The sequence below is a fragment of the Naumannella huperziae genome (assembly GCF_054073625.1).
Genome location: NZ_JBSXPH010000001.1, coordinates 2,105,680 through 2,128,607, shown reverse-complemented (window position 1 = coordinate 2,128,607; position 22,928 = coordinate 2,105,680). Strand labels below are relative to the sequence as shown.

Sequence of the window (22,928 nt, the reverse complement as noted above, 5' to 3'; positions counted from 1 at the left end):
ACGTGAAGCTTGCCACCCTGCGCCTGCCCGGCCGGACCGCCGCCGCCCGTCTCGACGGCGACGAGTTCGTCGAGACGCAGGCCACCGATGTCGGCGCGCTGCTCGCCGACGCCGACTGGGCGCAGGCGGCGGCCGCGGCGAACGGCCCGCGGCACGCCGCAGCCACGGCCGATCTGGCCCCGGTCGTGCCCCACCCGTCCAAGATCATCTGCGTCGGGCTGAACTACCGCACGCACATCCTGGAGATGGGTCGCGACCTGCCGGAGTACCCGACGCTGTTCGCCAAGTTCACCGACACCCTGACCGGCCCGAACGATCCGGTCGAGGTGCCCGCCGAGGATCCCGAGGTCGACTGGGAGGCCGAACTGGTGGTGGTGATCGGCAAGGAGGGCCGGCGGATCGACGAGACCGAGGCGCTCGGCCACATCGCCGGTTACACCGTGGCGAACGACATCTCGATGCGTGGCTGGCAGTTCCGGACCAAGGAGTGGTTGCAGGGCAAGGCCTGGCAGGCCAGCACGCCGCTCGGCCCGGTGCTGGCCACCCCGGACGAGTTGGGCCGCGGCGCGCGGGTCTCGACCACGGTGAACGGGCAGGTCATGCAGGACGCGACCATCGGCGACCTCGTCTTCGGGCCCGCCGCGCTGGTGGCCTATGTCTCGACCATGACGGTGCTCCGGCCCGGCGACCTGATTCTCACCGGCACCACCGGCGGGGTCGGCCGCGCCCGCAAGCCGCCGGTCTACCTGCGGCCCGGCGATGAGGTGATCACCGCGGTCGGCGGGATCGGCGAGCTGCGCACGCCGATGGTCGCCGGCTGATGGGGGCGCGCACGGACCTCGTCACCGATCCGGCCGTGCGAGCGGACCTGCTGCTCGCGCGGCGCGGCACCTCGTTCTGGGCGCGCGAGCTGTCCCGGGTCCCGGACGCCGGGCTCGACGAGCCGAGCGGCCTGCCCGGTTGGTCGCGGCGCGCGCTCATCGCGCATGTCGGCTACAACGCGCGGGCGATCGGCCGGCTGGTCGAGTGGGCGACCACCGGGGTCGAGACGCCGATGTATGCCTCGCCGCAGGCCCGCAACGAAGAGATCGAGATCGGTGCGACGCTCCCGCCGCACGCGCTGCGACACCTGTCCGAGCACGCCGCGATCAGCCTGGACGTGCAGTGGCGCGACGCGCCGCCCGCGGCATGGTCTGCTCCCGTGCGTACCGCGCAGGGCCGCACCGTGCCGCTGTCCGCCACGCCGTGGATGCGGATCCGCGAGGTCTGGCTGCATGCCGTGGACCTGCGGGCGGGCGCGACCCTGGCCCAACTGCCCGGCGAGCTCGCCGACCCGCTGCTCGCCGATGTCGTCGCGACCTGGGATCGCAAGGGTGTGGGCGCGGGTCTCGCGCTGGTCGACACCGATTCCGGCGCTCGCTACGCCACCGCCGGCCCGCTGACCCGTGAGGTGGCGGCCCCGCGTACCGCACTGCTCGGCTGGGCCACCGGCCGCGCCGATCTCCCCGGTGAGGAGCCGGCGCCGGCCTGGCTCTGAGCGCACGACCCGCGGCGGTCGCCTCGCTCAGACGGTGATCGGCCGCTCGTGCGGGCCGATCGGCCGAGGCAGCTTCGTCTCGCCCGACAGGTAACGATCGACCTCGGCGGCGCAGGCCCGGCCCTCGGCGATCGCCCAGACGATCAGGGACTGGCCGCGACCCGCGTCGCCGCAGCAGTACACCCCCGGCACCGACGTGCGGTAGGTCTCGTCGCGAGCGACGTTGCCGCGCTCGTCCAGTGCGGTGTTGAGCTGCCGGGTGATCGAATCGGTCTCCGGTCCGGAGAAGCCGATCGCCAACAGCACCAGGTCGGCCGGGATCTCGCGCTCGGAATCCGGCCTCGCCTCCCACTGCCCGTTCACCCGCCGGCCCTCGCTGAGCCGGATCGCCCGGACATTGCCCTCGCCGTCGTCGACGAACTCGGCGGTGTTCAGCGCGTACTGGCGCTCGCCGCCCTCCTCGTTGGCCGCCGCGACCCGCAGGATCCGCGGATAGGTCGGCCACGGTTCGTGATCGGCGCGCCCGCCCGGCGGCTCGGGGTGGATGTCGAGCTGGGTGACGCTGGCCGCCCCCTGGCGCAGCGCCGTGCCGAGACAGTCGGTGCCGGTGTCGCCGCCACCGACGATCACCACGTGCCTGCCCTCGGCACTGATCTGGTCCGGCACCTCCTCGCCGCGGGCGGCCCGGTTGCCCTGCGGCAGGTAGTCCATCGCCTGGTGCACGCCGTTCAGGTCACGGCCGGGCACCGGCACCTCGCGCGGCACGGTCGCGCCGGTGGCAACGATCACCACGTCGTAGCGCCGCTTCAGGTCGCGCCAGGAGACGTCGACGCCGACCTCGGTGTCGCAGCGGAAGATGGTGCCCTCGGCGCGCATCTGCTCCAGCCGTCGCTCGAGCACCGCGGTCTCCTGCTTGAACTCCGGGATGCCGTAGCGCATCAGCCCGCCCGGCGCGTCGTCGCGCTCGATCACGGCCACGGTGTGCCCGGCGCGGGTCAACTGCTGGGCGGCGGCCAGCCCGGCGGGGCCGGAACCGACCACGGCGACGGTACGCCCGGTGTGCCAGTCGGCCACCTGCGGGCGTACCCGGTCCTCGGCGAAGCCGCGGTCGATGATCGACACCTCGACGTTCTTGATCGTCACCGGGTCGTCGCTGATCGCCACCACGCACGCCGACTCGCACGGCGCCGGGCACAGCCGACCGGTGAACTCGGGGAAGTTGTTGGTCGCGTGCAGCCGCTCCAGCGCGCGATCCCACTCGCCGCGCCAGACCAGATCGTTCCACTCCGGGATCAGGTTGCCCAGCGGGCAACCCGTGTGACAGAAGGGAATGCCGCAGTCCATGCACCGGCCGGCCTGCTCGGAGATGATCGGCAGCAGCGCCCGCCCGGGTCCGCCGGGATAGACCTCGCCCCAATCGCCCAGCCGCTCGGCGACGGGCCGGCGCTGCGCGTGCTCCGCGCCGTGCTTCATGAATCCGCGCGGATCACCCATTGGCCGCCTCCATCATCCGGATCGTCGTGGCCTGCTCGTCCAGGCCCTCGGCCTGCGCGGATTCCCGGGCGGCCAGCACCCGGGCGTAGTCGCGCGGCAGCACCTTGGTCAGCCGCCGGGCCAGCTCGGCATCCTCGGCGGCCAGCAGTGCCGCGGCCACCGCCGAGCCGGTCTCCTCGGTGTGGCTGACCAGCAACTGCCGCACCCGGGCGAGATCGTCCTCCTCCACCGGCAACGGGTCGACCAGCGCGGTGTTCAGCTTGTCCCGATCCAGGTCGAGCACATAGGCGACACCACCCGACATCCCGGCCGCGAAGTTGCGTCCGGTCGGTCCGATGATCAACACCTCGCCGCCCGTCATGTACTCGCAGCCATGATCACCGATGCCCTCGACCACCGCGACCGCCCCGGAATTGCGCACGCAGAAGCGTTCGCCGACCTTGCCGCGCAGGAAGAGCTGCCCGCTGGTCGCCCCGTAACCGATCACATTGCCGGCGATGATGTGCTCCTCGGCGACGAAGGCCGACGCCGAGTCTGGGCGTACCGTGATCCGGCCGCCGGACAGCCCCTTGCCGAGATAGTCGTTGGAGTCGCCGACCAGCCGCAGCGTGATCCCCGGGGGCAGGAAGGCGCCGAAGCTCTGCCCGCCGGAACCGCGCAGGGTCAGGTCGATGGTGTTGTCGGGCAGCCCGCGGCCGTCGGTGGCCCTGGTCACCTCGTGACCGAGCATGGTGCCGACGGTGCGGTTGACATTGCGGACCGCGAGCTCGGCCTGCACCGGTTGGCCGGTACGCAGGGCCGGGCGCGCGATCTCGATCAGCTCGTTGTCCAGCGCATCAGCCAGGCCGTGGTCCTGCCCGATCACCGCGCGCAACGGCGCGCCGTCGGCGACCTCGGGCCGGTGCAGGATCGGGGTCAGGTCGAGCCCGTGCGTCTTCCAGTGCGCGACCGCGTCGCTGGTGTCCAACGCCTGCGCCTGTCCGATCGCCTCGTCGAGGCTGCGGTAGCCGAGCGAGGCGAGGATCTCGCGTACCTCCTCCGCGATGAAGGTGAAGAAGTTGATCACGTGCTCGGCGCGACCGGTGTACTTCTTGCGCAGTTCGGGGTTCTGGGTGGCGATGCCGACCGGGCAGGTGTCGAGATGGCAGACCCGCATCAGGATGCAGCCCTCGACCACCAGCGGCGCGGTCGCGAATCCGTACTCCTCCGCGCCGAGCAGCGCGGCGATCACCACATCGCGGCCGGTCTTCATCTGCCCGTCGACCTGGACCACGATCCGGTCCCGCAGCCCGTTCAGCAGCAGGGTCTGCTGCGTCTCGGCCAGGCCGAGTTCCCAGGGACCGCCGGCGTGCTTGAGCGAGGTCAGCGGCGCGGCGCCGGTGCCGCCGTCGTGGCCGGAGATCAACACCACGTCGGCCTTGGCCTTGGACACGCCCGCGGCGACCGTGCCGACGCCCGACTCGGCGACCAGCTTCACGTGCACCCGAGCCGCCGGATTGGCGTTCTTCAGGTCGTGGATGAGCTGTTTGAGGTCCTCGATCGAGTAGATGTCGTGGTGCGGGGGCGGGGAGATCAGCCCGACCCCGGGGGTCGAGTGCCGGGTCTGGGCGACCCACGGGTAGACCTTGGAGCCCGGCAACTGGCCGCCCTCCCCCGGCTTGGCGCCCTGGGCCATCTTGATCTGGATGTCCGTGGCATGGCTCAGGTAGTCCGAGGTGACGCCGAAGCGCCCGGAGGCGACCTGCTTGATCGCCGAGCAACGCTCGGGATCGCGCAGCCGCTCGGGATCCTCGCCGCCCTCGCCGGTGTTCGACTTCGCGCCGAGCCGGTTCATCGCGATCGCCAGGGTCTCGTGCGCCTCGGCGCTGATCGAGCCGTAGCTCATCGCACCGGTGGAGAAGCGCTTGACGATCTTGCTGACCGGCTCGACCTCCTCGATCGGCACGGGCTCGCGGTCGGGCGCGAAGCGCAACAGCCCGCGCAGGGTCATCAGCCGGTTGGCCTGGTCGTCGACCCGCGCGGTGTAGGTCTTGAAGATGTCGTAGCGGCCGGCCCGCGACGCGTGCTGCAGCCGGAAGACGGTCTCGGGGTCGAACAGGTGCGGCTCGCCCTCGCGGCGCCACTGGTACTCCCCGCCCGTCTCCAGCTCGCGGTGGGCGAGCGGGATGCCGTCCACCGGGTAGGAGGTGACGTGCCGGGACCGGATCTCGCGGGCGATCTCGGGCAGACCGATGCCGCCCAGCCTGGAGGTGGTGCCGGTGAAGTAGCGCTCGATCACGTCGGCGCCGAGTCCGTAGGCCTCGAAGATCTGCGCGCCGGTGTAGGAGGCGATCGTCGAGATGCCGATCTTGGACATCACCTTCAGCACGCCCTTGCCCAGCGCCTGCTTCAGGTTGCGCACGGCCTGCTCGGGGGTGACATCGACATAGAGGCCGTTGCGGGCGAGATCCTCCGCGGACTCGAACGCGAGGTAGGGGTTCACCGCGGCCGCGCCGTAGCCCATCAGCAGCGCGACGTGGTGCACCTCGCGGACATCGCCGGCCTCGACCACCAGGCCGACCTTGGTCCGGGTCTTCTCCCGGACCAGGTGGTGGTGGATCGCCGCGGTGAGCAGCAGCGACGGGATGGGCGCCTTCACCGCATTGGAGTGCCGGTCGGACAACACGATGGTTCGCGCGCCGCCCTCGATGGCGTCGGAGACCTGCCGGCAGTACGCCTCGAGCGCACGCTCCAGCGACTCCGGTCCGCCGTGCACGGAGTAGAGGCCGCGTACCACGTGCACGTCGTAGCCGGGCAGGTCGCCGTCGAGGTTGACGTGCCGGATCTTGGTCAGCTCGTCGTTGTCCAGGACGGGGAACGGGATCACCAACTGCCGACACGACGCGGGTCCGGGCTCGAGCAGGTTGTGTTCGGGGCCGATGGTGCCGGCGAGCGAGGTGACCAGTTCCTCACGGATCGCGTCCAGCGGCGGGTTGGTCACCTGGGCGAAGATCTGGGTGAAGTAGTCGAAGATCAGCCGGGGCCGGGCGCTGAGCGCGGCGATCGGCGCATCGGTGCCCATCGAGCCGATCGGCTCGGCCCCGGTGTTCGCCATCGGGGCGAGGATCAGCCGCAGCTCCTCCTCGGTGTAGCCGAAGGTCTGCTGGCGCCGGGTCACCGAGGCGTGGCCGTGGATCGTGTGCTCGCGGTCGGGCAGGTCGGACAACCGCAGCCGACCGGCGTGCAGCCACTCGCCGTACGGCGCGGCGCCCGCCAGTCCGTCCTTGATCTCGGCATCGGGCACGATCCGGTGCTCGTCGAGGTCGACGAGGAACATCTGCCCGGGCTGCAGCCGGCCCTTGCGGACCACCCGCTCCGGGGCGATGTCCAGCACCCCGGCCTCGGAGGCCAATACCACCAGCCCGTCGTCGGTCACCCAGTACCGGCCGGGGCGCAGGCCGTTGCGATCCAGCACGGCGCCGATCTGCGTACCGTCGGTGAAGCAGATGCAGGCCGGGCCGTCCCACGCCTCGATCAGGCAGGCGTGGAACTCGTAGAAGTCGCGCAGGGCCTGCGGCATCTCCGCGTTGTTCTCCCAGGCCTCCGGGATCATCATCAACACCGCATGCGGCAGGGACCGGCCGCCCAGGTGGAGCAGTTCGAGCACCTCGTCGAAGGACGCGGCATCGGAGTGCTCGGGGGTACAGATCGGAAACAGCCGTTCGAGGTCGCCCGGGATCAGGTCCGAGGCCAGCAGCTCCTCGCGCGCCCGCATCCAGTTGCGGTTGCCGCGGACGGTGTTGATCTCCCCGTTGTGGGCGATCAGCCGGTAGGGGTGGGCCCGGTCCCAGGACGGGAAGGTGTTGGTGGAGAACCGGGAATGGACGAGCGCGAGCGCGCTGGTGATCCGCTCGTCGTGCAGCTCGCCGAAGACCTGCTCGAGCTGCAGCGTGGTCAGCATCCCCTTGTAGACAAGGGTCCGGGCCGACAGCGAGGCGAAGTAGGTGTCCGCCTCGCGCTCGGCGCGCCGGCGGAGACAGAACGCGAGACGGTCCAGCTCGATCCCGGCCGGGCGGGCGCCGTCGGCGGCCGGCGGGGCCGCGACGAGCAGGTGCTCGAAGTGCGGCATCGCGGCCGTGCTGACGGGGCTGAGGGTGTCGGTGCGGACGGGGACCACGCGCCAGCCGAGGACGACCAGCCCCTCCTCGGCCGCGAGCTCGGCGATCCGCGACCGGGCGGCCTCGCGTGCATCGGGATCGGCGGGCAGGAAGGCCAGCCCGACGGCGTAGCTGCCCGCCGGTGGCAGCTCGAAGTCGCACTCGGCACGCAGGAAGGCGTCCGGAACCTGGATCAGGATGCCCGCGCCGTCGCCGGCGAGCTCGTCGGCCCCGGTGGCGCCACGGTGGTCCAGATTGCGCAGCGCCTCCAGGCCCTGGGCGACGATGCGGTGTTCGGGTACGCCGGACAGGGTGGCCACGAAGGCCACGCCGCAGGCGTCATGCTCGAACGCGGGATCGTAGAGCCCCTGCGCCGCGGGGGCGACACTCGGGAGGGGAAGGGCACCTTGCGGTGTCGCAACCATCTCGGACCTCCGTCCATCCGGGCACACGCGACCCGCCCGCGCCGACCGCGATGTCGGCAGGGGCGCGGTGAGGTGCGCAATGGGAGCCGAGACTAACCAGTTGTCCCACGATCCGGAAAATGAGTCTCAGCCTTCGGGCGGCGCCGGTGGGTGCCGAGCGGGCGTGTCCGGCACGGGTACGCCGCACGCCCGCGTGCAGCATAGACCAGCGGGCCGGTGCTTCGCGCGGAGCGGGCCGCTCAGGGGCGCGTCCGCCGGTCGGCGGCGGTGGCGTACCTGTCGAGCGCCGGCGCCCCCCACCACGCGATCGCGGCGGCGAGTGCGCCGACGCCGGCCAGCACGGCCAGCGCGAAGACGTTGCCGGCCTCCTCGTCGCCGAAGACCAGCAGCCCCATCGCGAGCACCCAGCGGAACGCGATCGCCACCAGCAGCCGGCCACCCGGCAGTCGGCCCTGCAGCCGTTCGATCACGACCGAGTAGCCGACCAGGGCGATCGCGAGCAGCACCACCTGCGCCCCGCCGAGCACGGCCAGCCCGGGCAGCGCCCACGCCGTCCAGGCGCAGCCGGTCAGTGCCGCGGCGGCCGGCTCGCCGAACCGCGCGCGCAGCGTGGGTGCCAGGACGCCCCGCCAGCCGATCTCCTGCGCCGTCACCGCGACCAGCGTGATCGCGGCGACCACGGCCAGCGGCGCGGGCAGGACGACGAGTTCCAGCGGCACCAGACCCCAGTCGAGAAAGGTCCGGGTCTGGATCAGCCCGAGCACGACCGCGAGTCCGGCCAGCCCGGCGAGCAGCGCCCGGCGCCACGCTCGGCGGCCCACCGGCCCGCCGAGATCGGTCACCACGGCGAGCGCCGCCGGGCGCCGCAGCACCAACACCGCCAACGCCCCGACCAGGGGCGCGGCCGACGCGAAGGGGTAGGCGGCCGCGAGCGCCGGGTGGACCGGGGTCAGCAGCCAGCCCGGCACCGCGGCCAGCGCCGTCGCCGCACCGAACACCGCCACCGTCGCGGCAACCGGTCGCGTCGGTGCGGCGAGCGCCGTCATGTCCGGTCGCCGGCGGCGGTCTCCCCCGCCCCGGGTGGCTCGGCCGCCGGCTCGGCGCTCGGCTCGTCCTCTGCCGGCTCGTCCTCTCCCGGCTCGTCCTCTGCCGGCTCGTCCTCTGCCGGGTCGCCGGACCGGTCCACGCGCTCCTCGCGGCCGGGCCGGTTGCGGACCAGCCACAAGAACCAGACGAACCCGGCAAGGCCGACGATGGCCGAGGTGTAGTTGTTCAGCCGGAAGCCGCCGATCTCGTTCACCGTGTCGATCCGCACCGCCTCGACGAAGAACCGACCGAGCGAGTAGAGCGCCACATACAGCGCGAAGAGCTTGCCGTGGCCGAGCCGCCAGCGCCGATCGGCCCACAACAGCAGGCCCGCGATCAGCAGGTTCCAGATCATCTCGTACAGGAACGTCGGGTGGAAGGTCGCGAACTGCTGATAGCCCGCGGGGCGGTGCGCCGGATCGATCAGCAGACCCCAGGGCAGATCCGTCGGGGCGCCGAACAGCTCCTGGTTGAAGTAGTTGCCGAGCCGCCCGATCGCCTGGGCGATCAGCAGCCCGGGCGCGATCGTGTCCGCCACGGCGAGGAAGCTCGCGCCGCTGCGCCGGCAGCCGATCCAGGCGCCGAGCGCGCCGAGCGCGACGGCCCCCCAGATCCCGAGCCCGCCCTCCCAGATGTAGAGCGCACGGATCGGGTCGCGGCCCGGCCCGAAGTAGAGCTGATAGTCGGTGATCACGTGATAGAGGCGCGCGCCGACGATGCCGAACGGCAGCGCCCACAACAGCACGGTCTCCAGCGTCTCGGGATTGCCACCGCGCGCCTTCCACCGCCGGATGCTCAGCCACGCGGCGACGGCGATGCCGGCCAGGATGAACAGGGCGTACGCCCGGATCGGCACCGGCCCGAGGTACCAGACCCCGGTCGGCGGGCTGGGCAGGTAGGCGGGGATCACGCCGCCCGCAGCGCCTGGCCGAATTGCTCCGGCGTCATCCCGGCACTCCACTGGATCTGCGTGCCGTTGACGTAGATGGCGGGCGTACCGGTGAAGTCCGGCGGCTTCGGGGCGCCGTTCACCGCGTCGACCCAGCCCGAGTTCTGGCGCCGGGTGATGCACCCGGAGATGTCGCTGCCGGCGTCACCGCCGACCTGACGGGCCAGATCGACGAGCTGGTTGTCCGACCACTGCAGGCCCTGGTTGCGGAACAGCTCGGCCATGTAGGCCTGACCGAAGCCGCGCTCGGCGGCACAGGCGAAGGCATTGGCGGCGTTCACCGACGCGCCGGGGCGGACCATGAAGGACAGCGGATGGTAGGCGACCTTGAACTCTCCGGATTCGGCAAGCTGCTTCAGCGTCGCGCCCTGCTCGTTCTCGAAGTCCTTGCAGTGCGGGCAGGAGAAGTCGAGGTAGACGTCGACGGTCTTGGCCGCCGAGGCCTGCCCGTAGACGATCGGGTCCGACCCGGACGGGGCGGGCACGGACTGCTCCGGTCCGGCGGCGACCGAGCCGCTCGGTCCGCCGAACTGCCGGTACAGCATGAACCCGACGCCGCCTGCGATGGCGAGCAGCACGACGGCAACGGCGATCCCGATCACGATCCGCACGTCGCGCTTCTTCCTGGCGGCCAGCTCGGCCTCGGCGCGCGCCCGGTCGCGGGCGGTCCGGGAATCGGTACGCGGGGCCTGGCTGCGCTTGAGCTGCTTGTTCTGCCGGGTCTTGTTGCTCATCGGTTTCCTCGCTCGGGCGCCGCGGTCGCGGCGGTACTTGCTACCCCCGGGGGGCTTGTTCGGGGACGACACCCAACTCCACGAGCGAACTCGCTCGCCAGTTCCCGGACCGCACTCAGGCCGTCGGCGACGTCCACGTCGAAGGCCCGCTGGATCAGCGCGGAGCCGACGATCGCGGCGTCGGCGTACTCGACGACCGCGGCGGCCTGCTCGCCGGTGGAGACGCCGAGGCCGACGCCGACCAGCGCGTCCGGGGCGGACTCACGGATTCGCTGCACCAGCAGCGGCGCGGCCTGTGACACCTGGGCGCGCGCGCCCGTGACGCCCATCACCGCGGTGGCATAGACCCAGCCTCGGCAGGCCCGCAGGGTCGCCGCGATCCGCTCCGGGGTGGACGACGGCGCGAGCAGGAAGATCCGGTCCAGTCCGTGTGCCTCGGAGGCCTCGAGCCACGGGGCCGCCTCGTCGGGGGTCAGGTCGGGTGTGATCACTCCCTGTCCCCCGGCGGCGGCGAGATCGCGCGCGAAGGCGTCGACCCCGTACTGCTCGATCAGATTCCAGTAGGTCATCACCACCGGCGCCCGGCCGGCCGCGGCGACGGTCTCGGCGGCGGCGAACACGTCGCGGGTACGCACCCCGTTCGCCAGGGCCTGGGTGGTGGCCCGCTGCACGGTTGACCCGTCGATCATCGGGTCGCTGTAGGGGATGCCGATCTCGACCAGATCCGCGCCGGGCTCGTCGCGCTGCCCGCACAGCGCGCGCAGGTACTCCAGCGAGGCGGGCAGGTCGGGAAAGCCGACGGGCCAGTAGCCGACGAAGGCCGAGCGGTCCTGCTCGGCCGCGAGCCGGCGCATCAGCGTACCGGTGCGACCGGGGTCGAAGGCGATCATGCGCCCCCCTCGGAGCGGTCGACGCTGCCGTCGAGGCCGGCCCAGCGGATGGCGGTGTCGACGTCCTTGTCACCGCGGCCGGACAGGTTGACCACGATCAGCGGGCGGGCGTCCGGGTCCGTCTCGGCCAGTTGCCGCCCCCAGCGCAGGGCGCCGGCCAGCGCGTGCGCCGACTCGATCGCGGGCAGGATGCCCTCGGTGCGGGTGAGCAGGGCGAGCGCCTGCATCGCCTCGGTGTCGGTGACGGAGGTGTAGCTGCCGCGGCCGGTCTCGGCCAGCCAGGCATGTTCCGGTCCGACGCCGGGATAGTCCAGTCCGGCCGAGATCGAATGCGACTCGATGGTCTGGCCGTCGTCGTCCTGCAGGACGAAGGTACGCATGCCGTGCAGGACGCCGACCCGTCCGCCCTCGATGGAGGCTGCGTGCCGCCCGGTCGCCACCCCGTCGCCGCCGGCCTCGAAGCCGAGCAGGGCGACGCCGGGATCGGCGACGAAGTCGGCGAACATGCCCATCGCATTGGACCCGCCCCCCACACAGGCGGCGACGGCATCGGGCAACCGGCCGTAGCGCTCGCGTACCTGGGCCTTGGTCTCGGCGCCGATCACCCGCTGGAACTCGCGGACGATCATCGGGAACGGATGGGGTCCGGCGACCGAGCCGATCAGGTAGTGGGTGTGGTCGACCGAGGCGACCCAGTCGCGCATCGCCTCGTTCATCGCGTCCTTGAGGGTCTGCGAGCCCGATTCCACGGCGACCACCTCGGCGCCGAGCAACTGCATCCGGGCGACGTTGAGCGCCTGGCGGTCGGTGTCGACCTTGCCCATGTAGACGGTGCAGTCCATGCCGAGCAGCGCGGCGGCGGTCGCGGTGGCCACGCCGTGCTGACCCGCGCCGGTCTCGGCGATCACCCGGGTCTTGCCCATCCGGCGGGTCAGCAGCGCCTGACCGAGCACGTTGTTGATCTTGTGCGATCCGGTGTGGTTCAGGTCCTCGCGCTTCAGCAGCACCAGCGCGTTGCCGGCCTGTTCGCTGAACCGGCGGGCCTCGGTGAGCGGGCTCGGCCGACCCGTGTAGTCGCGCCGCAGCCGCTCCAGTTCGGCCACGAAGTCGGGATCGGCCATCGCCGCGGCGAACTCGTCCTCGAGCTGGGCCAGCGCCGCGTAGAGCGCCTCGGGGACGAATTTGCCACCGAACCGGTCGAAGTGACCGGCCTTGTCCGGGCGGCGTTCCTGCTCGTCGTCGAGAGCCGGGCCGGTGCCGGCGGTCGGGGCGGGGGGCTCGTTCGGGGTCACGGATTCCTCGGGTGCTGCAGGGCGGGGTGGGCGCCGGCGGCCACCAGATCGGCCACCCCGGCGCGGGGGTCCTCGCCGGTGACCAGGGCCTCGCCGACGAGCACGACATCGGCACCCGCGCGGGCGAACTCGATCACGTCGTGCGGGCCGCGGACGCCGGACTCGGCGATCCGGACGATGCCGTCGGGGATCAGCGGGGCGAGCCGGTGGAAGGTGCTCGGGTCGACCTCGAGGGTCTTCAGGTCGCGGTTGTTGATGCCGATCACGTCGGCCCCGGCATCGACGGCGCGGCGTACCTCGTCGGCGGTGTGCGCCTCGACCAGCGGCACCAGATCCAGGCTGCGGGCGCGCTCGATCAGCCCGACCAGCTCGCAGTCGTCCAGCGCGGCGACGATCAGCAGGGCGAGGTCGGCGCCGTTCAGCCGGGCCTCGACGAGCTGGTACGCCGTGACGATGAAGTCCTTGCGCAGCACGGGGATGTCCACGCTGCGGCGGACCGCGACCAGATCGGCGAGGCTGCCGGAGAATCGCCGCCCCTCGGTGAGCACCGAGATCGCCGCGGCGCCGCCGGCCTCGTAGCGTTCGGCCAGCACCGCGGGGTCCGGGATGTGGGCCAGCGTTCCGCGGCTCGGGCTGGCCCGCTTGACCTCGGCGATGACGGCGACGCCGTCCGCGCGGAAGGTCGGACGCGGGTCGATCGTCTCCCGTGCGCTCGGCAACTGCGCCTTCAGCTCGGCCAGCGGCAGCGCTCGCTCGCGCTCGGCCAGGTCGGCGCGCGCGCCGGCGACGATGTCGGCCAGCACGGAGGTGGTCGGGGCGGCCATGATCAGCGCCGCCGGCCGCCCTGGCCGTAACCGAGGGAGCGGAGCAACTGGGCCGCGATCAGGCCGACGAGCAGGATCGCCGCGGCGACGATCCCGATCACCGGGTTCAGGACGGGCACGACCGCGAAGAAGCCGACGACGAAGGCGACCATGGTGGCCATCGACCCGACCCAGGCCGCGGGCGACCGGCCGTGGTGGTAGAAGTGCCCGCCCTCGTCGCGCGGCCGGACCGCCGACTCCGTGGCACCGGTGGCGGTGTCGCTCATCTGTGACCTCCTCGCTCTGCATCGCCATTCTGGCGGGTGGAGGTGCGCGGGTGGTAATCGGGATCGGTGCCCGCGTCGGAATCGGGCACCTCGCTCGCGTCCTGGCTCGGGTCGTCCCCCGCGTCGAGCGCGCGCCACCAGCCCTCGGGATCGTCGGCGGCGAGCGGAGCGGTACGCCGATAGCGGGCCGACCGGTCCGGCCAGCGCGGCGCCGTGATCGCTAGGGTCAGCGCCGCCGCGACCAGCACCAGCCCGGCCAGGGCGTACAGCCACGGCAGCGGGGTCGGGTCGAGCTGCCAGGCCTCGGCCAGCGACAGGTTGCGCAGCCGGGCCTGCACCTCGGCGGGCGGGGGCGCGGGCCGGCTGGCGCCGAGCACACCGATGGCCGCCCCGAGCGCGCCGAGCACGATGCCGACGACCCGGCGCCCGGCCCGGCCGGTCGCGAGCAACAACAACACCCCTGCCCCGGCGGCGAGCACCAGCAGCATCGCCAGTCCCCCGGTGGACTCGCCACCGGAGAAGGTGGCGCTGCGGGCCTGGACGGTGAGCGTCCACCAGGGCCCCGCCCCGGCACCGGCCGCGCCGGCGATGCCGACCAACAGCCCGCCGAGGACGAGCCGACGCACCGGCGCCGGCACGGTCGGCCGGGCGGCGGTCACGAGCCGTCCCGGGATGCCAGCGGCGCGAGCCGCTCCGCGGCGGCGATCGCGCGCAGCACGGCGGCGGCCTTGGTCCGCGACTCGGCCTCCTCGTAGGCCGGCGTGGAATCGGCGACCACCCCGCCGCCCGCCTGCACGTGGGCGATGCCGCCCTTCAGGACGGCCGTGCGGATGGCGATCGCGTTGTCGGCATCGCCGGCGAAGTCGAAGTAGCCGACGGTCCCGCCGTAGAGCCCGCGCCGGGTCGGCTCGAGCTTGTCGATGATCTCCATGGCGCGCACCTTGGGCGCCCCGCTGAGGGTGCCGGCCGGGAAGCAGGCGAGGGTGGCGCGCAGCGGCGTGACCCCGTCGGCGAGCCGGCCGGTGACCGTCGACTCCAGGTGCATCACGTGGCTGTAGCGGCGTACCACCATGAACTCGATCACCCGCACGGTGCCCGGTACGCAGACCCGGCCGAGGTCGTTGCGGCCGAGGTCGACGAGCATCACGTGCTCGGCCCGCTCCTTGGGGTCGGCGAGCAGCTCGGACTCCAGGGCGGCATCGGCGTCGGGATCGTGGCTGCGCCAGCGGGTGCCCGCGATCGGGTGGGTGGTCGCGGTGCGGTCGCTGACGGTGACCAGCGCTTCCGGGGAGGAGCCGACCACATCGAAATCGCCGAGCCGCAGCAGGTACATGTAGGGGCTGGGGTTGGCGGTCCGCAGCTCCCGGTAGATGTCGAACGCGTCCGCGCGGGTGGGTACGTCGAAGCGCTGGCTGACGACGATCTGGAATGCCTCCCCGGCATGGATCTCCTCGACCGCGGCGGCGACGGCGGCGTGGTGGTCGGCGGTGCTGCGCTGGTCGCGGACCTGGGGCAGCTCCGGCCCGCTGGCGCGGACGGCGACCTCGGAGGCGCGCGGGCGGGCGAGCTGATCGGCCATCGCCTGCACCCGGTCGCGGGCGTCGCGCCAGGCCTGCTCGGCGCGCTGCGGCGATTCGTCCCAGTTGAGCGCGTTGGCGATCAGCCAGACCTCGCCGCGGTGGTGGTCGAAGGCGGCGACGTCGGTGGCCAGCAGCATCGCCACATCGGGCAGGCGAAGGTCGTCGGTGCCGGTGTCGGGCAGATGTTCGAGGCGGCGGACGACGTCGTAGCCGAGCGTGCCGACCAGGCCGGAGGTGAAGGGCGGCAGGTCCGGATCGCGCGGGGTGTGCAGCACCGCCAGGGCCTGCTCGATCAGGGCGAGCGGGTCGCCCGTGCGGTCCAGCGCGGCGGGCAGCTGACCGGTCCAGGCGCCCTCGCCCCCGTGGGCGCTGAGCGTGGCCGCGGAGCGGACCCCGACGAAGGACCAGCGCGACCAGACCCCCGCCTCGGCCGACTCCAGCAAGAAGGTGCCGGGGCGATCGGCGGCGAGCTGGCGGTAGAGGGTGAGCGGGTTCTCGGTGTCGGCCCGCAGCCTGGTGTGGACCGAGACGACTCGACGGGTCTTCGCGCGGACCAGGAACTCGTCGAGGGCCGGTTCGATCTCGATCTTCGCGCTCATCCGCGCTTCCCCGCGAGCGGCAGCTCGCCCCCGTCGGAACCCGCGAGCGGCAGCTCGCCCTCGTCGAAACACGTTTCGGCGCCGGTGTGGCAGGCCGGGCCGGCGGGGACGACCTTGATCAACAGGGCATCGCCGTCGCAGTCGTGGCGTACCTCGCGGACGGCCTGGGTGTTGCCGCTGGTGGCGCCCTTCACCCACAGCTCGCCGCGGCTGCGGGACCAGAACGTCGCCAGCCCGGTGGTCAGGGTGGCCCGCAGGGCCTCGGCGTTCAGCCAGGCGAGCATCAACACGCGGCCGTCGGTCGCGTCCTGGACGATGCCCGGCACCAGCCCGTCGGGCCCGAACCGGACCGCCGCGACGTCGGTCGTCACTCCTGCCTCGCTCACGCAGGCAACTCTAGGCGGTCCAGCTTGTCCGGATTGCCGACCAGGTGCACCGCCGAGATGGCGCCGTCGCGGGTGTCGATGCGCAGGAGCCGGCGCTCGGCTCCCTGGCGCAGCAGCAGCGCGGCACCGGCATTGACGTCGATCGCGGTCAGCGTCGCGCCGGGCACCGCGCGGGAGATGCCGACCAGGAACCGGACGATCTTGTCGGGTCCGAGGATCGGCCGCAGCGCCGACTTGACCTTTCCCCCACCGTCGGAGATCAGCACGGCATCCTCGGTGATCATCGCGACCGCGTCGCCCGCACGACCGTCGGCGATCGCCGCGACCAGCCGGTCCAGCAGGGCGCGCTGGGCGGAACGAGAGCCGCCGACCCCGTCCGGGGCGACCCGCGCCCTGGCCCGGTGGGCGAGCTGGCGGCAGCTCGCCGGGGTTCGCCCGAGCATCTCGGCGATCTCGGCGAAGCTGTGGTCGAAGGCGTACCGCAGCACGTAGACCGCGCGCTCGTCCGAAGTCAACCGCTCCATCAGGTGCAGCAACCCGAAGGCGAGGGATTCGCGCTGCTCGACCGTCTCGTGCGGCAGCCGGCCCGGATCGATCGGCTCGGGCAGCCACGGCCCGACATAGTCCTCGCGACGCCGGGCGAGGGTCCGCCAGCGGTCGAGGCTGAGCCGGGTGGCGACCGTGGTCAGCCAGGCCTGCGGGTGGACCAGATCGTCCGGTCGCGAGGTGTGCCAGCGCAGCCACGTCTCGGCCGCGACGTCCTCGGCATCGGCCCAGCCGCCGAGCATCCGGTAGGCCAGTCCGAGCAGCCGGGTGTGCAGCCGCGCGAACTCCTCGGGGCCCAGTTCGTCGGCTCCGGGTCCGCTCACCGGGTGCTCACAGGTCGGCGGCCTCCAGCCCGGTCGGGATGGCGATCCGGTTCCAGGCGTTGATCACCACGATGGCCATGATCAGTCCGGCCACCCCCTTCTCGCCCCAGCGGGCGACGGCCTCGTCCCAGGTGGCGTCGCTGACCCCGCCCTCGCCGAGCCGGGTCACCTCGTCGGTCAGCGCCAGCGCGGCGGCCTCGGCCGGCGACCACAGGTCCACGGCGCGCCAGTCGCCGGCCAGCGCGGCGATCCGTTCGTCGGACTCCCCCTGCTTGCGGGCGTCCCGGGTGTGCATGGCCAGACAGTAGCCGCAGCCGTTCAGCTCCGAGGCACGGATCTTGATCAGTTCGTACGTCCGCGCGTCGTTGTGGGTCCGGGCATAGGTCTCCAGCGCGACCATCGGCGCATAGGCCAGCGGCGTCACCTTCTGCAGCTTCATCCTGGGCATCTGGGCTCCTTGGGTCATCGGGTACGCCCGTGCGCACCCCGTACCGGTTGGACGACGGCGGCTGCTCGGATGTGACAACTCGGATGTGACAACTCGGATGTAACAGGCCCGTGGGCGCAGGCCGCCGGTCGGGTCAGGAGACCTTGATGATCAGCTTGCCGCGGTTCTTGCCGACCAGCAGCCCCCGGAAGGCCTCGACCGCATGATCGAGGCCGTCCACGATGTCTTCCAGATAAGCGATCTGGCCGTCGGCGACCAGCGGGGTCACCTCGGCCAGGAACTCGGGCTCCTGGTCGACGAACTCGGTCTGGATGAAGCCGCGCACCGTCAGGCTCTTGCGCAGCACCGAGCCGAGGAACACCATCGTCTTGTCCGGCCCGGCCGGCAGCTCGGTGGCGTTGTAGCTCGACACCAGCCCGCAGACGGGCATCCGGGCGAACGGGTTGAAGCGCGGCAGCACGGCCTCGAAGACGGCTCCGCCGACGTTCTCGAAGTAGATGTCGATCCCGTCGGGGGTCGCCGCGGCGAGCCTTCCGGCGAGATCGGGCGCGCGGTGGTCGAGCGCGGTGATGCCGTGCTCGTCGAGCCAGGCGCACTTCTGCGGGCCGCCGGCGATGGCCACCACCCGACAGCCCCAGGCGCGGGCGAGCTGCGCGACCACGGAGCCGACCGGTCCGGTCGCCGCCGCGACCACGACGGTCTCGCCGCGCTTCGGCCGGCCGATGTTGCGCAGCCCGGCCCAGGCCGTGAATCCCGGCATGCCCAGCACGCCGAGGGCCGTGGTGGGCGGGACCACCGCCGGATCGAGCTGGCGCAGGTGGTCGGCACGCTCGACGCTGGCGGTCTGCCAGCCGGCCTGACCCAGCACGAGCTGGCCCGGCGCGAGGCCGGTGTCGTTGCCGTCGATCACCTCGGAGACGGTCGCGCCGACCATCGGCTGGCCGATCGCGACCGGCGGCGCATAGGAGGGCGCATCGCTCATCCGGCCGCGCATGTACGGGTCGAGCGAGAGGTAGCGGGTGCGCAGCAGCGCCTCCCCCGGGCCCGGCGGGGGAAGCTCGACGGTCTCGGTGCGGAAGTCGGACGCGGTCGGCTCGCCGTGCGGTCGGGCGGCCAGCACGATCCGGGTGCTCGCGGTCGGGGCGGCGGTGCTCATGGGTTGTTTCTACCAGCGAGGCGATCCCGGTAGCACCACAGCCGTCCCCCGCGCCGGACCGGCTCGGCATCGCCGACCGCCGCGTGGTGGACGAGCCGTGGCGTACCGGCGACGTCGTAGCGCACCACCGCGTGCCACGGCGTCAGCCACGCGTCGTCGGTCGCCGTGCGGTCGAGCAGGGCGATCCCCAGCTTGGCCGCCCCGAGCGGCTGCGGGTGGATCGACAGTCGCACGGCGTCGGGTCGCCTGGCCAGCAGCAGCGCACCCCAGGCGCGCGAGCGGGCGAGCAACTGGTACGCCCGCCGCTTCGCCTCGCGCTGGCGCTGGGCGGGCGTACCGGTCAGATCGACGGCGTCGGCGAGCACGAACCTGATCATGCCGCGCAGCGTGCGGGCGACCTGTTCGTCGGAGCGGGCCCGGACGCGTAGCTCGTCGACCGGCTCGGTCCAGCCGCGAATCAGCCGCGCCCGCCGTTCGGCATGATCATCGCCGGGCCACAGATCGCCGAGATCACAAAAGCCGATCCGGGTCCGCCCCTCGGCATCGGCCAGAGCGCGAAGATGATCACCGTAGGCGGTGACCGTCTCGTCGGGCACGCCGACCACGTCGGCGAAGACGTGGCCGTCCGAGCAGATGATCACCCGGGCTCCGGGCGGATGGATGTCGGCAATCTCGTCGCAGATGCCCTGCAGGTAGGAAAGGGCCAGCCGCTCCCCCTCGTCCGGCAGCGGGCCGCACACCTTGGCGGGGTTCGGCGACTTGCACGGGAAGGCGGGCAGCGCCAGCTCGATCGGCACCCCGGCCAGCACCCGGTCCAGGACCTTGATCAACTGCGGCCGCGGAGCGGCGGTCGGGGCAGGTTCGCCGGGAATGCCCCGTCGGTGCCGCAGCAAGACCTGCACGATCCGTTCGGCGGTACGCAGCGCCCGCTCGGTGATCGGCGACTCGCGGGTGATCGTCATCGCCGCGGCCCCTTCCCGCGGTAGGTCACCGGGAGCCGACGCACGGCGCGGGTGAGCGGCGCGGTGGACCACTCCAGGGCGTCTCGGGGGCAAGCGAGCCGCAGTCCCTCCAGCCGGCTCGTCAGCGCGATCAGCGCCTCGGCGAGCTGCACCCGTGCCAGCGCCGCCCCGGGGCAGCGGTGTGCTCCGTGACCGAAGGCAAGATGGGGGCGGCGGGGACCGTCGACGTCATGGCGACGGGGACCGTCGACGGCATAGCGATCGGGGTCGATCGCGTCCGGGTCGGCGAAGGCGTCCGGATCGCGATTGGCCGCACCGAGGGAGACGATCACCGAGTCACCGGCCGGGATGTCCACGCCGCCGAGCCGGTCGCCGCGGTCCAGGAAGCACCAGGTGGTCAGCGAGAACGCGGCGTCGTGGCGCAGCAGTTCCTCCACGATCGCCGGCGCGGCGGACGGCTCGGCGCGCAGGCGATCGACCAGCCCGGGATGCTCCAACAGGCCGAGGACGCACAGGCCTAGTTGCGCGCTGACCGGGTCCTGGCCGGCGACCAGGAGCTGGAAGATGATCGAGTCGCGCTCGGCCGCGGTGATCACGCCGGCCGCCGCTGCGGCGACAACCTCGCCGAGGATTCCGGCGCGCCGCTGCGGTCGGGCGGCGTCGACGACGACGGCCGCGATGTAGTCCTCCAGCTCGCGGAGTCGTCGCTCGTAGGTCGGGCGTTCGGGGTGCTCCGGACCGACCGGCGCGACCACGGCTCCCCAGTCGGGGTCGAAGGCGTCCCGCAGGTCATCGGGCAGACCGATGGCCTCGGCGAGCGCGGTCAGGGCCAGCGGCCGGCCGAGGGCCGCCGCGAGATCGACCTCGGCCGTCCCACTCCCCGGCTCGGGGAAGTCGTCGATCAGGTCGTCCACGAACGCGCGGATGCTCGGCCGCGCCGACTCCGCGGCGGGCGCCGACAGGCCGCGGGCGACGAGCGCGCGCATCCGGCGGTGCCGCTCGCCGTCGACGTGCAGCAGGTGTACCTGCAGCCGCGAGCGCTGCGGTTGCGGCATCACCGATGCGTGGGCCAGGAAATGTGGATTGGCCCGCGCATGGTCCTTGCCGAGCCGCGGGTCGGTCAGTGCCGCCCGCGCCGCGGCGTACCCCGTGATCAGCCAGGCGTGCACGGCCGGGAAACGCACCGGATGAGCCTGGCCGGCGGCGGTCAGCGCGCGCAGCAGCGGGTAGGGATCGCGATGGTAGGCCGCGCCGCTCAGCGGCGTGCGGGGCAGGTCCGGATCGGGTGCGCCCGGCAGGTGCGGGCAGGCGGGGGCGGTCATGGCCGATGATCATTCCCGGCCGCGATCGGACGCTCACACCCCGCTGGGGTAGAACCAGCGGCCAGCACCCGCAGCGGTTCACCGTCGCCTAGCATCGGGCGGGTGAACTTCGCCCAATCCGAACGCGCCGCCCTGTGTCAGTTGCTGGACGAGACGGGGCCGGCGGCACCGACGCTGTGCGCGGGCTGGACCACCCATGACCTCGCGGCACACCTGTGGATCCGCGAGACCGACCCGCTCGGCGCGCCCGGGATCCTGGCCCGCCCGCTGGCCGGGCTGACGGAGCGGCGGATGGCGGAGGCGAAGGACCGCTGGAGCTATCCCGAGTTGGTCGAGCGGGTACGCCGCGGCCCGGCGCCGCTGTCGGTGTTCGCGATCCCCGGGGTGGACGAGGGCGCCAACACGCTGGAGTACTTCGTGCACCACGAGGACGTCCGGCGCGCCGCCGAGGCGCCGATCGAGCCGCGCGAGCTGGACGCCGAGGCCGAGGACTGGATGTGGCGACGGCTGCGGCTGATGGGCCGCGCGTTCTTCCGCCGCGCGGGCGTCGGCGTCGTCCTGGAGCGCTCCGACGGCGAGGCGGGCGGGGATCGGGAGCCCGAGACGATTCGGGTCTCCTCGGGCCCGGAGACCGTCACGCTGGTCGGCCGACCGTCGGAGTTGATGTTGTACGCGTACGGGCGCGGCGACCGCGCCCAGGTCCTGTCGGTGGGCGAGCCGGCGGCGTTGATCAAGCTCGGCGAGGTCGAACTCGGCCTGTGAGGATCAGGGAGCGGTGACCATCCGCAGCAGTTCCTCGCGGTACGCCACGCGCGCGCCGGGCGGGCCACCGGGCAGCGCGTCGAGCTGGCGCCCGCCGAGATAGGCGGCATAACAGATCCGCGCCCGCGCCTGCGCCCGAGCGGGAGGCAGGCCGCGGTCGGCGAACAGCCGGCACAGGTACTCCACCCGCGCGGCGTGCACCCGCGCCACGGCGGGCGTGACCCTGGGGTCGTCGGCGGCCGCCAGGACCGCGCGCTCGAGCGCCTCGTCTTCGTCGTCCGCCTCGCCCAGGGCGTGCGCGAGCAGCGCTGCGAGTCGTTCGTCGTCCGGCGCGCGCTCGACCTCGGTGATCACGGCCGCCGTCGCGCGGTCCGACCAGTCGGCGAGCACGGCCTCGAGCAGCGCGCCGCGGTCGGCGAAGTGCCAGTAGAAGCTGCCCTTGGTCGCGCCCACGCGGCGCGCGAGGGGCTCGACGGCAAGGCGTTCCACCCCCTGCTCGGCCAGCAGCGCCCGCGCTGCCGCGATCCAGTCGGCGCGACTCAGGCGCCGGCGGGCGGAGGCATCGGCGGACACGGGCACGACGCTACCCTCGACATCGGCCATACGCAGGCGTACGGTTAACCATACGCCAGCGAATGGAGAGGACGATGGGTTGGACCAGCCGCACCCCGACCGGCATCCGCAACGTGCACAGCCGCCTCACCGCGGGACCGCCGGAGGCGGCAGCGGCCCTCTTGCAGGGCATCGCCGAACCGGACAACCCGCTGTGGCCGACCGACCGGTGGCCGCCCCTGGTCCTCGACCGCGGGCTGGCCACCGGCAGCGCGGGCGGCCACGGCCCGATCCGCTATCGGGTCGAGACCTCGGCCCCCGGCACGATCACCTTCGGCTTCGACGCGGACGACCTGGTCGGGCGCCACACCTTCACCCTCGCCGGCGAGGGCTCCGGGGTCCGCTGGACCCACGAGTTGATCATCGAAGCCCCCGACCTGCTCACTCGGCTGGTCGTGGTGCCGCTGCATGATCAACTCCTGGAGGACCTGCTGGACGGCGCCGAGGCGGCGATGGCGGGTACGCCGGTGCGGCGTACCCCGTTCCGGATGGGTGTCCGTGCGCGCCGCTGGCTGGTCGACAGGCTGGCGCCGGCGGCGCCCGAAACGGCGGCGCTGTAGGTCCCCCACAAGGCCGTGGGACAGAATCTGTAGCCCTCG

The 22,928-nt window shown here is 72.8% G+C and carries 22 protein-coding genes; 4 read left to right on the top strand and 18 right to left on the bottom strand.

The annotated features are described in order from the left end of the window. Positions 1-2 precede the first annotated feature (2 nt). Together ACXDC7_RS10135 and ACXDC7_RS10130 are read left to right on the top strand one after the other, a co-directional pair. A complete protein-coding gene (locus ACXDC7_RS10135; RefSeq protein WP_459222044.1) occupies positions 3-821 on the top strand; it encodes a fumarylacetoacetate hydrolase family protein in 819 nt (272 codons plus the stop codon). After that, positions 821-1,537, top strand: coding sequence for a maleylpyruvate isomerase family mycothiol-dependent enzyme (locus ACXDC7_RS10130; RefSeq protein WP_459222043.1), 717 nt, complete (start codon positions 821-823; stop codon positions 1,535-1,537). The genes ACXDC7_RS10135 and ACXDC7_RS10130 overlap by 1 nt, the downstream gene beginning before the upstream one ends. Positions 1,538-1,564: 27 nt before the next feature. Here the strand turns inward: ACXDC7_RS10130 and ACXDC7_RS10125 are convergent, their stop codons facing one another. From ACXDC7_RS10125 to ACXDC7_RS10045, 17 genes are all read right to left on the bottom strand, one after another. Beyond that, the gene (locus ACXDC7_RS10125; protein WP_459222042.1) at positions 1,565-3,031 is read right to left on the bottom strand and encodes a glutamate synthase subunit beta; all 1,467 of its coding nucleotides are present in this window, start codon (positions 3,029-3,031) and stop codon (positions 1,565-1,567) included. Continuing rightward, the gene (gltB, locus tag ACXDC7_RS10120; protein ID WP_459222041.1) at positions 3,024-7,592 is read right to left on the bottom strand and encodes a glutamate synthase large subunit; all 4,569 of its coding nucleotides are present in this window, start codon (positions 7,590-7,592) and stop codon (positions 3,024-3,026) included. Before gltB ends, ACXDC7_RS10125 begins: the two co-directional genes overlap by 8 nt. Positions 7,593-7,831: 239 nt before the next feature. Further along, positions 7,832-8,638, bottom strand: a complete 807-nt coding sequence (locus ACXDC7_RS10115; protein ID WP_459222040.1) for a CPBP family glutamic-type intramembrane protease — start codon at positions 8,636-8,638, stop codon at positions 7,832-7,834. Continuing rightward, a complete protein-coding gene (lgt, locus tag ACXDC7_RS10110; protein ID WP_459222039.1) occupies positions 8,635-9,588 on the bottom strand; it encodes a prolipoprotein diacylglyceryl transferase in 954 nt (317 codons plus the stop codon). The genes ACXDC7_RS10115 and lgt overlap by 4 nt, the downstream gene beginning before the upstream one ends. After that, entirely contained in the window at positions 9,585-10,361 is a 777-nt protein-coding gene (locus ACXDC7_RS10105; RefSeq protein WP_459222038.1) for a thioredoxin domain-containing protein, read from the bottom strand. Before ACXDC7_RS10105 ends, lgt begins: the two co-directional genes overlap by 4 nt. Continuing rightward, positions 10,358-11,251, bottom strand: coding sequence for a tryptophan synthase subunit alpha (trpA, locus tag ACXDC7_RS10100; RefSeq protein ID WP_459222037.1), 894 nt, complete (start codon positions 11,249-11,251; stop codon positions 10,358-10,360). The genes ACXDC7_RS10105 and trpA overlap by 4 nt, the downstream gene beginning before the upstream one ends. Beyond that, positions 11,248-12,543 carry a tryptophan synthase subunit beta gene (gene trpB / locus ACXDC7_RS10095; RefSeq protein ID WP_179443674.1) on the bottom strand — a complete coding sequence of 432 codons (1,296 nt, stop codon included), beginning with the start codon at positions 12,541-12,543 and terminating at the stop codon, positions 11,248-11,250. Before trpB ends, trpA begins: the two co-directional genes overlap by 4 nt. Next, the gene (gene trpC / locus ACXDC7_RS10090) at positions 12,540-13,367 is read right to left on the bottom strand and encodes an indole-3-glycerol phosphate synthase TrpC (protein ID WP_179443675.1); all 828 of its coding nucleotides are present in this window, start codon (positions 13,365-13,367) and stop codon (positions 12,540-12,542) included. The genes trpB and trpC overlap by 4 nt, the downstream gene beginning before the upstream one ends. 2 nt (positions 13,368-13,369) lie before the next feature. Continuing rightward, positions 13,370-13,633, bottom strand: coding sequence for an HGxxPAAW family protein (locus ACXDC7_RS10085; RefSeq protein ID WP_179443676.1), 264 nt, complete (start codon positions 13,631-13,633; stop codon positions 13,370-13,372). Next, positions 13,630-14,292 carry a Trp biosynthesis-associated membrane protein gene (locus ACXDC7_RS10080; protein ID WP_459222036.1) on the bottom strand — a complete coding sequence of 221 codons (663 nt, stop codon included), beginning with the start codon at positions 14,290-14,292 and terminating at the stop codon, positions 13,630-13,632. The genes ACXDC7_RS10085 and ACXDC7_RS10080 overlap by 4 nt, the downstream gene beginning before the upstream one ends. Further along, positions 14,289-15,812, bottom strand: a complete 1,524-nt coding sequence (locus ACXDC7_RS10075; RefSeq protein WP_179443678.1) for an anthranilate synthase component I — start codon at positions 15,810-15,812, stop codon at positions 14,289-14,291. The genes ACXDC7_RS10080 and ACXDC7_RS10075 overlap by 4 nt, the downstream gene beginning before the upstream one ends. Next, positions 15,809-16,198: a phosphoribosyl-AMP cyclohydrolase gene (hisI, locus tag ACXDC7_RS10070; RefSeq protein ID WP_179443679.1), complete on the bottom strand. Its 390-nt coding sequence runs from the start codon at positions 16,196-16,198 to the stop codon at positions 15,809-15,811. The genes ACXDC7_RS10075 and hisI overlap by 4 nt, the downstream gene beginning before the upstream one ends. Then, positions 16,195-17,067 (bottom strand): sigma-70 family RNA polymerase sigma factor, encoded by an 873-nt coding sequence (locus tag ACXDC7_RS10065; protein ID WP_179443680.1) that lies wholly within the window; start codon positions 17,065-17,067, stop codon positions 16,195-16,197. Before ACXDC7_RS10065 ends, hisI begins: the two co-directional genes overlap by 4 nt. A 7-nt stretch (positions 17,068-17,074) precedes the next feature. Beyond that, positions 17,075-17,515 (bottom strand): carboxymuconolactone decarboxylase family protein, encoded by a 441-nt coding sequence (locus ACXDC7_RS10060; protein ID WP_179443681.1) that lies wholly within the window; start codon positions 17,513-17,515, stop codon positions 17,075-17,077. Positions 17,516-17,648: 133 nt separating this feature from the next. Continuing rightward, on the bottom strand, positions 17,649-18,671 hold the full coding sequence (locus ACXDC7_RS10055; RefSeq protein ID WP_179443682.1) for an NADP-dependent oxidoreductase: 1,023 nt from the start codon (positions 18,669-18,671) through the stop codon (positions 17,649-17,651). Continuing rightward, positions 18,668-19,633, bottom strand: coding sequence for an isocyanide synthase family protein (locus ACXDC7_RS10050; protein ID WP_179443683.1), 966 nt, complete (start codon positions 19,631-19,633; stop codon positions 18,668-18,670). The genes ACXDC7_RS10055 and ACXDC7_RS10050 overlap by 4 nt, the downstream gene beginning before the upstream one ends. Further along, a complete protein-coding gene (locus ACXDC7_RS10045; protein ID WP_459222035.1) occupies positions 19,630-20,955 on the bottom strand; it encodes a cytochrome P450 in 1,326 nt (441 codons plus the stop codon). Before ACXDC7_RS10045 ends, ACXDC7_RS10050 begins: the two co-directional genes overlap by 4 nt. A 102-nt stretch (positions 20,956-21,057) precedes the next feature. Between ACXDC7_RS10045 and ACXDC7_RS10040 the strand changes: the two genes are divergently transcribed. After that, positions 21,058-21,717 carry a TIGR03085 family metal-binding protein gene (locus tag ACXDC7_RS10040; RefSeq protein ID WP_179443685.1) on the top strand — a complete coding sequence of 220 codons (660 nt, stop codon included), beginning with the start codon at positions 21,058-21,060 and terminating at the stop codon, positions 21,715-21,717. Positions 21,718-21,720: 3 nt separating this feature from the next. Here the strand turns inward: ACXDC7_RS10040 and ACXDC7_RS10035 are convergent, their stop codons facing one another. Further along, positions 21,721-22,296: a TetR/AcrR family transcriptional regulator gene (locus tag ACXDC7_RS10035; RefSeq protein WP_459222034.1), complete on the bottom strand. Its 576-nt coding sequence runs from the start codon at positions 22,294-22,296 to the stop codon at positions 21,721-21,723. 68 nt (positions 22,297-22,364) lie between these two features. On the opposite strand from ACXDC7_RS10035, the gene ACXDC7_RS10030 reads away from it, so the two are divergent. Next, positions 22,365-22,889: a hypothetical protein gene (locus ACXDC7_RS10030; RefSeq protein ID WP_459222033.1), complete on the top strand. Its 525-nt coding sequence runs from the start codon at positions 22,365-22,367 to the stop codon at positions 22,887-22,889. Positions 22,890-22,928 lie beyond the last annotated feature (39 nt).

Coding starts and splice junctions, on each gene's coding strand:
- ACXDC7_RS10130 (WP_459222043.1), top strand. CDS start 821: ATGGGGGCGCGCACGGACCTCGTCACCGATCCGGCCGTGCGAGCGGAC.
- ACXDC7_RS10125 (WP_459222042.1), bottom strand. CDS start 3,031: ATGGGTGATCCGCGCGGATTCATGAAGCACGGCGCGGAGCACGCGCAG.
- gltB (WP_459222041.1), bottom strand. CDS start 7,592: ATGGTTGCGACACCGCAAGGTGCCCTTCCCCTCCCGAGTGTCGCCCCC.
- ACXDC7_RS10115 (WP_459222040.1), bottom strand. CDS start 8,638: ATGACGGCGCTCGCCGCACCGACGCGACCGGTTGCCGCGACGGTGGCG.
- ACXDC7_RS10105 (WP_459222038.1), bottom strand. CDS start 10,361: ATGAGCAACAAGACCCGGCAGAACAAGCAGCTCAAGCGCAGCCAGGCC.
- trpA (WP_459222037.1), bottom strand. CDS start 11,251: ATGATCGCCTTCGACCCCGGTCGCACCGGTACGCTGATGCGCCGGCTC.
- trpC (WP_179443675.1), bottom strand. CDS start 13,367: ATGGCCGCCCCGACCACCTCCGTGCTGGCCGACATCGTCGCCGGCGCG.
- ACXDC7_RS10085 (WP_179443676.1), bottom strand. CDS start 13,633: ATGAGCGACACCGCCACCGGTGCCACGGAGTCGGCGGTCCGGCCGCGC.
- ACXDC7_RS10075 (WP_179443678.1), bottom strand. CDS start 15,812: ATGAGCGCGAAGATCGAGATCGAACCGGCCCTCGACGAGTTCCTGGTC.
- ACXDC7_RS10060 (WP_179443681.1), bottom strand. CDS start 17,515: ATGCCCAGGATGAAGCTGCAGAAGGTGACGCCGCTGGCCTATGCGCCG.
- ACXDC7_RS10055 (WP_179443682.1), bottom strand. CDS start 18,671: ATGAGCACCGCCGCCCCGACCGCGAGCACCCGGATCGTGCTGGCCGCC.
- ACXDC7_RS10050 (WP_179443683.1), bottom strand. CDS start 19,633: ATGACGATCACCCGCGAGTCGCCGATCACCGAGCGGGCGCTGCGTACC.
- ACXDC7_RS10045 (WP_459222035.1), bottom strand. CDS start 20,955: ATGACCGCCCCCGCCTGCCCGCACCTGCCGGGCGCACCCGATCCGGAC.
- ACXDC7_RS10030 (WP_459222033.1), top strand. CDS start 22,365: ATGGGTTGGACCAGCCGCACCCCGACCGGCATCCGCAACGTGCACAGC.